This window comes from Candidatus Terasakiella magnetica (genome assembly GCF_900093605.1).
GTDB classification, from domain to species: Bacteria; Pseudomonadota; Alphaproteobacteria; order Rhodospirillales; family Terasakiellaceae; genus Terasakiella; species Terasakiella magnetica.
Window position 1 is genome coordinate 85,812 of the sequence record NZ_FLYE01000045.1, and the last position, 12,794, is coordinate 98,605.

A 12,794-nucleotide genomic window follows, 5' to 3' on the forward strand; every position below is an offset into this window, starting at 1 on the left:
TGCGCGAAAATATGGACTTTGGCTTGTGCCAGAGTGACAGTTAGCAAACAGAGCAAAGATAAAATTGTGACAGATCAAACCCGCAAGCCCATTCCGTTTCCGACCAAGGCGCAGATTCTTGAGTTTATCAATGAATCGCCCGGTTCTGTTGGCAAGCGAGAAATCGCCCGTGCCTTTGCCTTGCGCGGTCCTGCAAAAATCCAACTCAAAAAAGTGCTTAAAGAGCTGGAGCGCGATGGCAAGTTGGGCCGTGGTGGCAAGCGACGCTTTGCAACACCAGGCTCCATGCCGGATGTGGCGGTGCTGGAAATTATTGGTATTGATGAAGATGGCGAGCTTTTAGCCAAGCCGCTGAGCTGGCAAGGAGACGATAAGCCGCCCAAGGTTTATGTTTCCCAATCAGGCGGGCGCACGGCCTATGGTTTGCGCGATCGTGTGCTTTGTCGCATGCATAAACTGTCTGCAAAAGAATATGAAGCCCAAGTCATTCGCCAAATCTCAGAAGCGCCCTCGCGTATTTTAGGGGTTTATCAGGCGGGTGGTGATGGCGGTGGGCGATTGGTGCCAACCGATCGTCGGGCAAAATCTGAAATGATTATTGCGCCTGAAAACGCAATGGAAGCTGAAAGTGGTGAGCTGGTTTTATGTGAGCCTTTGCCCGGTCGGGTCTTTGGCCTGAAACCTGCCAAGGTGGTGGAACGTTTGGGCGATACCGATCAGCCCAAGGCTGTCTCCCTTGTCTGTATCCACGCCCATGATATCCCGACAGAATTTACCAAAGAAGCGGTTGAGCAGGCGGAAACAGCCCAAGCTGTACCTTTGGGCAAACGTGTGGATTTGCGCGATGTTCCCTTGGTGACTATTGATGGGGCCGATGCGCGCGATTATGACGATGCGGTTTTTGCAGAACCTGATACAGACCCGAAAAATGAAGGCGGCTGGCATATTATTGTGGCCATTGCCGATGTGTCCCATTATGTGCGCACGGGTGATGATCTGGATCGCTGTGCTTATGAGCGGGGCAATTCGGTCTATTTTCCAGACCGTGTAGTACCCATGTTGCCTGAAGCCCTTTCTAATGGTTGGTGCTCGCTTGTGCCCCATGAAGACCGTGGTTGTGTGGCGGTTCATATGTGGATTGATGCAGATGGGCATTTGTTGCGCCATAAATTTGTGCGCGCTCTCATGCGATCCCATGCGCGATTAACTTACGAGCAGGCTCAAGAAGCGCGTGACGGGCAGTTAGATGATGTGACAGAACATATCGTGGAAACTGTCATTAACCCGCTTTATGGGGCTTATGAAAGCTTTCAACGCTATCGAGCAGAGCGCAATGTGCTGGAGCTGGATGTGCCGGAACGCAAAATGGCCTTTAACGAGGAAGGCAAGGTTGCCTCAATCGATAAACGCCAACGTCTGGATAGCCACAAGCTGATCGAAGAGTTTATGATCACGGCTAATGTGGCGGCGGCTGAAGCGTTAGAGCATAAACGCCAGCCTTGTATGTATCGCGTGCATGATGCGCCGGGCCTTGAAAAGATGGAAGCCTTGCGCCAGTTCTTGGGCTCATTGGATATCAAGATTGCAAAGGGGCAGCAGCCTAACCCGAAAATCTTTAACCGGATTTTAGGGCAGGTGCGCGAAACCGACCAAAACCATATGGTCAATATGGTCGTGCTGCGCTCCCAGTCTCAGGCGGAATATAACCCTGAAAATATCGGTCACTTTGGCTTGTCGCTAAACCGTTATGCTCATTTCACATCACCGATTAGACGTTATTCCGACCTGTTGGTCCATCGCGCGCTTATTCGCGGCTATGGCCTTGGTGAAGGCGGGCTCACAGAAGACGCTAAAGACTTTAGCGATATGGGTGAACATCTTTCAAAGACTGAGCGCCGCGCAGCCGGAGCAGAGCGCGATGCGATGGATCGCTATACCACCTTGTTTTTAGCTGATCGTGTCGGGGCCAGTTTTGGCGCACGGGTAAATGGGGTGACCCGTTTTGGCCTGTTCGTCACGCTGGATGAAACAGGTGCAGACGGTCTGGTGCCCATCCGGTCTTTACCGCAAGATTATTATGATCATGATGAACAGCTCCATACCTTGGTGGGCAAGCGCAGTGGCTTTACCTTCCGCCTTGGGCAGATCGTTGAAGTCAAACTGATGGAAGCTGATACGGTCACAGGCGGGATGGTGTTTAACATCGTTCTTAGCCCTGAAGATGTGGCAAAGGCTGCCAAGGCGGGCGGTGGCGGGCGACGTCCCAAGAAAGGTCATCGCAAAGGCTTTAAAAAATCATCAAACAGCAGGCGTCGTAGTAGGTGAATAAGGCGCGAGCTGTTTTGACTCGCAGTTTTATTAATAATTTGTCATGATATGGCGATGAAACGCGCACATACATCCATCATATTCCTCTTTGCAGGGCTTTTGGCGCTGGGGGGATGTGTGACACCACAAACACCTTTAAAGCAGGCTGTGCTGGATAAGGCTGCCGATGAAATGCGCCTGTCTTTACCCCAAGACGAAGTATCTGGTGTTCTGGCATCGGGCTTTTACAGTATTTCTGAGCGTGCCTTAAGTGATGTTGATGTGCGCTCGCTTGGTCTTGAAGGTATGCGCGGCCTTGCTACCATTGATCCTGAAATTGGTATTGAAGAAAAAGACGGTGTGATTGAGGTGCGCTATGGCGATGAATTTGTCAAAGCCGTTGTGGAACCTTTGGCACATGATAGTGAAAGCTGGTCTGATGCGGTTTATGAGGTGGTGCAGGCCTTGTGGGTCCATTCCCCTGATTTAGCCGCAACAAATGCCGAGCGCATCTATGAGGCGGTTTTTGATGCGTCTTTATCCAACCTCGATATCTTCTCGCGCTATGCCGGAAAGAATGAGGCTGAAGGCCATCGTGATCGCCGTGAAGGATTTGGCGGTTTGGGTATGACCATCAAGAAAATTGATGAGCGTTTTATGGTCAGTCGCGTTGCTCATGACGGTCCTGCGTTTAAGGCGGGCGTTAAAAAAGGCGATATCATCATCCGTGTGAATGACATCCCTGTGGTCGCGAAGGGGTATTTGGAGGTTTCTGCCTTGTTGCGGGGAAAAATCCAGACCGAAGTGACTTTGCAGATTGAACGCCCTGATACAGGGGTTGTGCAAAAGCTTTTCGTCTGGCGCGAACTGGTGATCCCACAAACGGTGTGGAGCAGCTTTGAAGACGGGATTATGAATATCCGGCTGTCCGGTTTTAATGAACGCACCTTGGGCAACCTTTCACAAGATGTTCAGGATTATGCCCTGATGCATGGGCAGCGCTTTAAAGGGATTGTGCTTGATCTGCGCAACAACCCCGGTGGGTTGCTTAAACGCGCCGTACAGGTGGCTGATTTATTTGTCGCAGGTGGTCGTATAATTTCCACCCAAGGACGCCATCCTGATAGTTTTGAGACTTATGAGGCTGATAATCTTGATGTGTCCCAAGGGCGACCCATTGTGGTGTTGCTCAATGGTAAAAGTGCCTCAGCCTCTGAAATTGTGGCTGCTGCCCTTCAAGACCGTGCCCGTGCGGTGGTGGTGGGGAGCTCGTCTTATGGCAAAGGCACAGTGCAGTCCGTGCAGCGCCTGCCCAATGATGGGGAAATCACCGTGACATGGTCGCGCCTTATAGCCCCAAGCGGGTATGCCTTTCATGGATTAGGCGTGCGCCCCTCAGTTTGCACCAGTGGTATTGATGGAAATAAGGCGCGTGGACCGGCCTTATGGGAAGTTGATGGCAAGGATTTGCGCAAGAACTGGCAAACCGTTGGGATTGAAGACCGCAAAGGGCGTAAAATTTTGCGCCAATCTTGTGCACCTGATCGTCGAAAGAAAAGAATCGATAGTGAAATTGCCCGCAATATCATCCTTGATCCCGGTCTGTATCAACGATTTATGGGCTTTACGACCATCGCAACAGTGGCGCAATAGGGGAAGTTTGAACAGATTGTAACAAAATCGTAGAAACGTGCTTGACATGGGCAAAAATGCCTGTATTGTCCGGCCCTCACAGACGCAATTTTTTGCTACAGGATTAAGTAAGATGGCTAAGCCGACCACCATTCAGGTTAGACTGGTAAGCACCGCTGACACAGGTTATTTCTACGTAACTAAGAAAAACCCACGTAACATCACCGAGAAGCTGGAATTCCGCAAATACGACCCGGTGGTACGCAAGCACGTGCTTTTTAAAGAAGCTAAGATTAAATAATCTTAACTTTCTTAAAGTATACCTTATTAGAAAAGAGCCCTTGAGATTTCAGGGCTCTTTTTTATTGCTGTATTTTAGCGCTAGATAGTAGTTACGAATTTCTTGAATGCGGCCTTTGCTTTGCATTTCTTTTAAGGCTTGGGTGAGTCTATCAATTAGATGCGCATGGCGTTTATGCAGGTAATGATAAAGCGGGTAGGATTGTAAAGGCGGCTCAAGCAGTTTGAGATCAGTCGTTGCTTTTACTTCATTTAATTGCTGGATGACGCTTAGGCCATTGACCCGTGCAATGATGGCGAGATCGACTTGGTTGTCCTCTAAAAGGATTCTCCCCAGCCCGATATTGGAATTAAGAAACGTGCGTTTCATTCCTTGGGTGGCTGTGTCTGAGAACTTGACCCCACGTCTGATTGCAAGCATGTAGGGTTTGAGACTTTCCCACCCATTTACATCAAACGTGGTTTTATGGCTCATGACCATAGCATCAAGAAAGTTGATGGGAATGGGGACCGGAACCAAGTTTTTATAGGTTTTTTCCATCCCGGCAATACGGAAGAGCTCACCATCAGCTCGTCCTTGATTGGAATGATGTAGGGATCGTTTGGCAGGTAAAGGGGTGATGAAAATCTCAATCCCGATTTTCTTATAAGCCTCGCGTAAAACAAGCTCGCTGATATTTGAATTATCAGAATGTTGAATGGCGCTTAAATTTAAAAAATCAGCAGCAGAAACACTGAAGCTACTGAATAAAAGAGAAATTATCAGGCAGAGTGACCTAAGAAGCATATTACCTTTCCCTGTACAGGAGGTGAAAACCTATACATAAAGATAGGTATATCACAAACCTATTCAAGGAATTTTGAAACTGTTTCTAAAAAGAGGGGAACAGAAATAGGTTTGGAGATATAGCCATCACAGCCGCCTTTCAAGATTTTCTCTTGATCACCTTTCATGGCAAAGGCGGTGACGGCGATAATTGGGATATGCTTTACGCTCTCATCAGACTTTAGAACCTGCGCCACATCCAGCCCCGAAATCTCAGGGAGCTGAATATCAAGAATAATGAGGTCTGGCTTATGTTTAAGCGCCAGCTCTTTGACGTTGTGTCCGTTGTCTGTTTGCACAGTGTTATAATCATGTGCCTGCAACAAATCATTGAACAGTTTCATGTTCATTTCATTGTCTTCTACAATCAGGACTGTCTTGCTCATTTTTTTTCGGCTCTATGTGGAATTCTTTATTTTTTACAGGATGGCTTATACGCAGCTATAAGTCAAATCACGAAGGTGAAATAAAAGGGCTTTTACCTCATTGCTAAACAAAGAAAACTGTCGTTTATTTGTTGAAATGTTTTTAACAATCGTGCATCTATGATAGAACACGTATATAAATTCGCATATAATTTGCAAAAATAACGCGCTGAAAAAAAATAGGTCTTTTGTATGTCTTCTAACCGTTCCTTGATTGTCTTTGATGATGACGAAGAAATTCGCCAGTTGATTTCTCTACTGGCTGCCAAAGAAGGGTTTGAAGTTGAGACAGCGGCAGAGCTGAAAGAGTTCAAAGAAAAAGTAGATAAAATGAAACCGGATGTCATCATTCAGGATTTATCCTTGAGTGATTGTGACGGTATTGAAGTTTTGCGCTATCTTGGGTCCATTGGTTGTAAGTCAGCCATTGCGCTGATCAGCAGCTTTGATGAACGCCTGTTAAAAAGCGCGATGAATTTAGGGTCTGATTTTGGCCTTGAAGTGATTGGCAATATTCGCAAACCCATTACGGGCGCTGGCTTGCGTGAAGTATTGGCAAATGTACCTCATACAACAAAAGCAGTGCGTGAATCTGATTTAAATAATGCGATCAATACGGACCGCCTGTTTCTCACTTTCCAACCAAAAGTGGATATGAACACGAAAGCCGTGACCTCTGCCGAAGCCTTGGTGCGTTGGCAAGAACCTGATCGCGGCCTTATTTTTCCTGATGAATTTATCACGCTGGCAGAACAATCCGGCTTGATTGAACCGATGACCTATCAGGTCCTTGATTTAGCTGTGAAAGAGGCGGCGAGCTGGAAAGATAAAGGCTTTGATATTGCGGTTGCAGTCAACCTTTCTGCGGCGTCGCTCATTGATCTTGATTTCCCCATGAAGGTTGCTCAAACACTTGAAAAATATGGACTGCCTGCAAATCAGCTGATTTTGGAAGTAACAGAAACCAGTGCAATGATTGATGCGCAAAAGACGTTGGATATTTTAACTCGTCTGCGCATTAAGGGTATTAGCGTTTCCATTGATGATTTTGGTACAGGCTATTCTTCATTGGTTGAGCTCCATCGCATGCCGTTTTCCGAGCTGAAAATCGATCGCTCTTTCGTGATGGATGCCCATAAGGATAAAGACTCTCGCATCATCATTAATGCAATCCTTGGGCTTGCTAAGGCCTTGGGGCTTAAGGTGGTTGCTGAAGGTGTGGAAACCCAAGAACATTGGGATTTCCTCAAAGATGCCGGTTGTGATATTGCCCAAGGCTATTTGATGGGAAAACCAATGGTCTCTGCGGACTTTACCGCATGGGTGCAAGACTGGAAGTCCAAGCTTTAAAGCTTTACTCAAGCCTCAGATAAAAAACGTTTTGTTGCTTCAGCTTTGAAAGTCTCAAAGGCTGCATTGAGTTGCTCTGCATTTGGAATGTCGTCTTCAACTTGCTGTTCAAGGCGTACAGCCATATCTGCAATCTCTTTTGCACCAATGGAGTTGGAGGCCCCTTTCAGGCTGTGGGCTTCTTTTTTCAGGCGGGCATTGTCGTTATCATCCATGGCTGCTGAAATATTTTCAAGTCGCGTGAGCGTGTTTTTAAGGTACGTGCGCAACAACATTTGATAACCATCAAGATCCAGATCGGAAATCATAGTCTCGACTGTTTCTTCATTCCATAACTTGGTACTGCCATGACGGATTTCAGGCTCATGGTGTGACTCTTCAGTTGGAATGTCACTTGTTTCATTAAAACGTCCCAGCAATTGCTCAATACAGCTGCTTAATTTATCGGCGGTGACGGGTTTAGAGAGATAATCATTCATACCCGCAAGGAGGCATTTTTCCCGGTCCCCAGACATGGCATTGGCTGTCATGGCGACAATGGGGATATTGGCATAGCTGGCGGAGCGTGCGCGAATTTCACGCGTGGCTTGATAGCCATCACATTCCGGCATCTGGATATCCATTAAGACCATATCATAAGGTAGGTTCTCAACCGCATTGATGGCTTCAAGGCCATTTGAGGCTACATCCACGTAATGGCCGAGTTTCTTTAAAATACCTTGGGCAACCATTTGGTTAACCTGATTGTCTTCAGCCACAAGAATACGCAGTTGTTCTTGTGTGCGAACAAGGGGCTTGTCTTGAACAGGGGTCGAATGACTTTGCAGTGCCTCTTTTGTTTTCTCACACAAACAGCTGAGCAATACATTCTTTAAGGCCTGTTGACGAATTGGCTTGAGGATGAATTGTTCAATATGGGGTTTGATTTCTTCGCTGACTTCATTAGAGGAGGTTGCCAGAACCACGGGAACGGTCTTTTCCTTATTCTTTTGCTGGTACTCTTTTAAGAAGTCGCTCCCGTTTTGATCGGGCATATTGAAATCAAGCATAATGATGTCAAAGTCATGGGCATCACTTTGTTTGAGGGCCTCTTTGACGCTTGAGCATAAAGTGGTTTTCATCCCCCATGAGGACATATTAATGTCGAAAATCTCACGGTTGACCTGATTATCATCAATGATCAGGGCTTGTTTGTTCTCCAGAACGCTCTTTTCATCTTGTGCCAGTAACGGGCTGGCTTCTAGTCGTTCCAAAGGAAGGGTAAACCAGAAGGTGCTGCCCTTACCTAGTTCACTGGTGAGCCCGATCTCTCCGCCAAGGGCCTCAACAATCAGTTTTGAGATGGCAAGGCCAAGTCCCGTGCCGCCATATTTGCGCGTTGTTGAGGCATCAACTTGTGTGAATTTTTGGAAGAGTTTGTCAGCATCTTCTTCACTAATGCCAATGCCGTTATCTTCAACTTCAAAGCGGATACCTTGGCCTGTATCTTCCACACGTAAAATCACAGCGCCTTCGGTGGTGAATTTGATGGCGTTGGTGATGAAGTTGAGCAAGATTTGGCGAATACGACCGGGATCAGACTTATAGGTTCCGTTAATCTCGGGTGAAACAAGGGAGCCAAACTGAAGGCCTTTTTCCATGGCTTTAGAGGCAAGCAGGTCAACCACACTCTCACAGAGCTGAACCATGTCAAAATCGGATTCTTCCAGCTCAAGCTTACCGACCTCGATTTTTGTATAATCCAGAATATCATTAATAATACGCATGAGTGCTTCACCAGAATGGCGGATAGTATCGGCATAATGATGTTGCTCATCGTTCAGGCCCGTATCCATCAACAGGCCGGTCATGCCGATCACGCCATTCATAGGGGTGCGAATTTCATGGCTCATGGTAGCCAAGAATTCAGACTTGGCCGTGTTGGCGCTTTCAGCATGTTCTTTGGCAAGGATCAGGTCTTGTTCTTGTTCTTTTCGGCTGCTGATATCGCGCAAATAAGCAATGAACAAACGTTCCTCACCAGAACCTGAAACATGAATAGCGAGCTCAATTGGAAAGACATGACCGTCTTTATGTTGGGCCTCAATCTCAATACGTTTGCCAATGACATTGCCTTCACCTGTTTCAATGAAATGCAGCAACCCTTTGTCATGAGATTCTTTAAATTGTTCAGGAATAAGATAGTCAGACAGGATTTTACCCATCACCTCAGAGGTTTTATAGCCAAAGACACTTTCTGCAGATTGACTGAATTCAACGATGCGTCCATCAAGTGACATAATGATAATGGCATCAAGCGATGCGCTGATGGTGGCACTAAGCTGGCTTTTTTGTTTTTCAAGCTCTCTTGTGCGATCACGCACCACATCTTCCAGCTGAAGGTTTAGGCTTTGCAGGGCTTTTTCAGCACGGATTTGCGAGGTGATATCACGTGCATAAAGATTGCAATAGCCATATTCCTTGATGGGGACCAGCGTGCAGGAATAAATGGTGCCATTACAATTGATTGTTTGGGTGGCGTTCTGGTTCTCATCTAAGGTATGTTTGACACTGTATTTTAGGTCATCACAAATGATGCTTTTTTCACTATCTTTGAAAAATCCTGTTTCATTCCATGCAATGGTGTTGGAATACATGATTTTAAAATCAGAAGAACAGCGCAAAATCGGGTTTGGGTTTTCATAAGGAAAACGCGCTAAAACCTCAATTTCTGAAAAAGCTGCCGAGATATTATCGCCAAGGGATTTATAAGAGCGTGCCAAATCCCCCAACTCATCGCGCCTATCGAGCATATCATCAGAAAGGGCTTCGATATTTACATCATCCTTATTGGAATTAAGCGCGGTGTTGAGCTTCATCAATGGGTTAATGAGTAAGCGTTCCAGCACCAACATGGTCACGACCGTCACAAAGGCAGAAATAATCAGGATCAGCCCGACGATGCGCCCCACATAAGCATTCATTTCAACGGGGACAAAGGCAGCATCTGCAATAATCACAACCCGTCTGTCTTTATCATCAGGCAGGTTATGAGAGAGGGTGAGGGTATGAGAAGAGCGTGAATAAATCTCCATCTGTTCTTCATCAAGCGCATCGGCATCATAAAGATGGATGATATCAGGGACTTCACGAAGCAGACCCAAGCGATGTTCAAGGCTGAGCTCACTAATGGGTAAAATCGACGTGGCAATCAAATCGATTTTTGAGGTCAATCCATTAAGCAGTTCCTTCTCTTTATTATTGTAGGAAGGAACAAGGATAATGATCTCAATGAGGATGATACCAAGAAATACGCCAATGGTGACCTTGCGGGTAAGGGGAGACTTATAGATTTCAAGTCTACGCCATAAAGTTTTCAGCATTTAGCAGGGCTCCCATTGGGCTTTCACATGTTCTTTAACAATAGAGAAAATATACATATTTACATGTTCATGCTAACTATCTGAAAGGCACTTGTGAACAACCAATTTCACTTTTTATATGATTGATAGAGAATTGTTTTAAAGTAGTTTTCTTTGGTGTAATGGGATATGTATATTAAGCATTTTAAATATACCTGCGAAAGTCTCTCTTATGGTAAAAGAAAATCGGAACAGTTCAGCTGAAATTTTGGATCAGGCATCTACTGTACAGAGCGTAGTTCAACAGGTTACAAGCCTTAAAACAACAGGCGCTGGTGCCGGTTTAGGTGCAGCCCATCATGCGGGTATGGTTTCAGCAGGCGGTGGTTTTTTCACAGGTAAGGCCTGTGGCCTAAAATTAGGGCTCGGCTTGTCTGGCTTTGGTGGGCCGATTGTCTTGGCAGCGGTTGCTGGCTTGGCAGGCTATGGTTTATTTAAAACGCTCAAAAAAAAGTAAATTGATAGATATCATTTAAGTTATTAGCAGCTGCTTATATGTTTGTGCTTAATATTGTATGCAAACTAAAAATAAGCAAGGAAAGACAATGGCTTTAGATATCACCCTGGATGTAAATGTTGCACGCTTGGCTCATGTGGGGTGGGAGTTGGAACTGGAGCGTCTCGCCCTTGGGGGCAGTATTGCTTCTTCTTCACGCATTCATGCCAATTGTGATTTGGGCCATTGGATTTATTCCAGCGGTTTGCGCAAATATGGTCAGTTTCCTGAGATTTGGAAACTTAAAGAAGAGCATAACAACTTTCATACCATTGCCGATGAGATCATTGACCTTAAGCTCCATGGCGATAAAGACCGTGCCTTGGCGATGATCAACCGCTTGCGTGCCAGCAGCCGCGATGTGGTTTATCTGCTGACCACGTTAGAGCTCAGTGTGGCTTCTAACGATTATGAGGGGGTGATTGATCAGGCAAAAGGGGCCTTTAACAAGTTTTTAGGCGCGGAAAAAGAAGACGAACCTTTCCCCATGTATCTGGATCGCACGAAAGTGCCATGGTATGCCTTTCGCAAAAAGAAAATGGCAAAACTAGCCTCTGTCTTTGATATTAATGCAGCCCGGCTAAACCATGTGATCTGGGTGCAAAATTTGGGTAAAGGCTTTCAGCGCAATATAAAACTGAAGAAAATCCAACATGCTGATGAATGCAGCCTTGGTGTTTGGATCAATACCATCGGGCGGGAGAATTATTTAAAAGATGATGAGTTTGAGCATCTAGAAAGCTCCCACCATGCTTTTCATGAGTTGTCGCACAAAACCATGTCAGAACTTAACCGCAATGATTATGAAGGCGCGGATATTTCTTATCAAAAAGTCATTCAAGCGAGCCACGATATCGTTTCACGCCTGACCCATTTGGAACATCGCATGCAGGATAATAAAACCTCCAATATCCGTATGCGCGCCATCAAGCTTTAAAAACAAGAAAGGCCCCTAAAAAAAAGGGGCCCTTCAATGTATCATATCGGTGATAAAGTCTATTTAAGCAGGGGTGCAGTGGTTATCAAAACGATAGCCATGTGTGGCTTCTCGTCCCCTCACATCCATGATTTTGCCTTTACCCGTGGTCATCATGAAGCCATCGCCGGGAAGTTTGGCAACAGCGCAGATATCTTCGGAAAGATAAGCGCGGTTTTCATCTTTTGACCACATGTATACCGCATTGCCACGCGGTGAAGAAACACTCAGCGCACCGTTGTTGGCACAGACACTGCCGATATAGCCGTTAAAGATTTTCCAACCTTTTGCAGGTTCTGCCATGGCAACCAGTTTGTCACCTTGGGTTTTCCATACCAGTGGCTGATCCAAACGGCCTTTTTCCTGATCTTGTAAACCGATATAAATCGTGCCATCTGTGTCCACATCCATATGGCGCATGGAGAGTTTATGCTGGCTTTCAGGCAATGACAGCTGCTTGGTTATTTTACCACTGGCAACATCAATAAAGCTGAGGTTCGGGGCCATGGTATCAAGGTTGAGTTTGGCACGCCCCGTATCAGGATGGGTCAAAATGCCACCGTTTGAAACGATAAGGGTTTTGCCATCCGGGCTGATGCGGCTTTCATGGGGGCCAACGCCACCACTATCAAACTCGCCGATGCGCTCATAGCCGTTAAGCGCATCATAAACACCCACAACGCCTTTATCTTCACCAATGGCGCTTTCAGTAATGAAGTAACGCGCACCATCTTTGGAGTAGTTCCCATGACCAAAGAAGTGACGGCCTTTTGCAGCCTTGATGGTTGTGAGTTTTTTAGAATTGAGATCAAAAACAAACAGCTCAATACCGGGGCGACGCGCAGGGGCGACGACTTCGGCCTTAAGCGGGTGTTTTGAAATCCCATGCAGGCGCTGTTGGGTGAGGAATAAAGGCGTGACGTTAAAGTCAGCACCAATATGAACCACGCCAAAGCGATCAGCGGAATCTTTGATCCCGCTAAACCAGCCCTGATTAAGTGTCGATGCGTTTACATTTTTGCAAAAAGCAACAGCAGACATCCCCCCAAGAGATGCTTTCAAAAATGTACGACGATGCATA

Annotated in this window: 10 protein-coding genes; 6 read left to right on the top strand and 4 right to left on the bottom strand. The window is 46.3% G+C overall.

Annotated features, from left to right (window positions below):
* Positions 1-66: 66 nt before the first annotated feature.
* The 3 genes from rnr (at position 67) to rpmG (ending at position 4,240) form a co-directional block, all read left to right on the top strand.
* On the top strand, positions 67-2,325 hold the full coding sequence (gene rnr / locus MTBPR1_RS13785; RefSeq protein WP_069189739.1) for a ribonuclease R: 2,259 nt from the start codon (positions 67-69) through the stop codon (positions 2,323-2,325).
* 57 nt (positions 2,326-2,382) lie between these two features.
* Positions 2,383-3,960 carry a S41 family peptidase gene (locus MTBPR1_RS13790; protein ID WP_069189599.1) on the top strand — a complete coding sequence of 526 codons (1,578 nt, stop codon included), beginning with the start codon at positions 2,383-2,385 and terminating at the stop codon, positions 3,958-3,960.
* Between the two features lie 112 nt (positions 3,961-4,072).
* Entirely contained in the window at positions 4,073-4,240 is a 168-nt protein-coding gene (gene rpmG / locus MTBPR1_RS13795; RefSeq protein ID WP_028877909.1) for a 50S ribosomal protein L33, read from the top strand.
* Between the two features lie 48 nt (positions 4,241-4,288).
* Here the strand turns inward: rpmG and MTBPR1_RS13800 are convergent, their stop codons facing one another.
* Positions 4,289-5,026 carry a substrate-binding periplasmic protein gene (locus MTBPR1_RS13800; RefSeq protein ID WP_069189600.1) on the bottom strand — a complete coding sequence of 246 codons (738 nt, stop codon included), beginning with the start codon at positions 5,024-5,026 and terminating at the stop codon, positions 4,289-4,291.
* Positions 5,027-5,085: 59 nt separating this feature from the next.
* A complete protein-coding gene (locus MTBPR1_RS13805; RefSeq protein WP_069189601.1) occupies positions 5,086-5,451 on the bottom strand; it encodes a response regulator in 366 nt (121 codons plus the stop codon).
* Positions 5,452-5,682: 231 nt separating this feature from the next.
* Here MTBPR1_RS13805 and MTBPR1_RS13810 point away from each other — a divergent pair, with 231 nt between their 5' ends.
* Complete coding sequence (locus MTBPR1_RS13810) at positions 5,683-6,840, top strand: EAL domain-containing response regulator (RefSeq protein WP_069189602.1); 1,158 nt, start codon at positions 5,683-5,685, stop codon at positions 6,838-6,840.
* An 8-nt stretch (positions 6,841-6,848) separates the two neighbouring features.
* On the opposite strand, the gene MTBPR1_RS13815 is transcribed toward MTBPR1_RS13810, so the two are convergent.
* Positions 6,849-10,202, bottom strand: a complete 3,354-nt coding sequence (locus MTBPR1_RS13815) for a response regulator (protein WP_069189603.1) — start codon at positions 10,200-10,202, stop codon at positions 6,849-6,851.
* Between the two features lie 211 nt (positions 10,203-10,413).
* Between MTBPR1_RS13815 and MTBPR1_RS13820 the strand changes: the two genes are divergently transcribed.
* Together MTBPR1_RS13820 and MTBPR1_RS13825 are read left to right on the top strand one after the other, a co-directional pair.
* Entirely contained in the window at positions 10,414-10,698 is a 285-nt protein-coding gene (locus MTBPR1_RS13820) for a hypothetical protein (RefSeq protein WP_069189604.1), read from the top strand.
* Positions 10,699-10,786: 88 nt separating this feature from the next.
* Positions 10,787-11,674, top strand: coding sequence for a CZB domain-containing protein (locus MTBPR1_RS13825; RefSeq protein WP_069189605.1), 888 nt, complete (start codon positions 10,787-10,789; stop codon positions 11,672-11,674).
* A 63-nt stretch (positions 11,675-11,737) separates the two neighbouring features.
* Here the strand turns inward: MTBPR1_RS13825 and MTBPR1_RS13830 are convergent, their stop codons facing one another.
* Entirely contained in the window at positions 11,738-12,793 is a 1,056-nt protein-coding gene (locus MTBPR1_RS13830) for a DUF1513 domain-containing protein (RefSeq protein WP_069189606.1), read from the bottom strand.
* Position 12,794 lies beyond the last annotated feature (1 nt).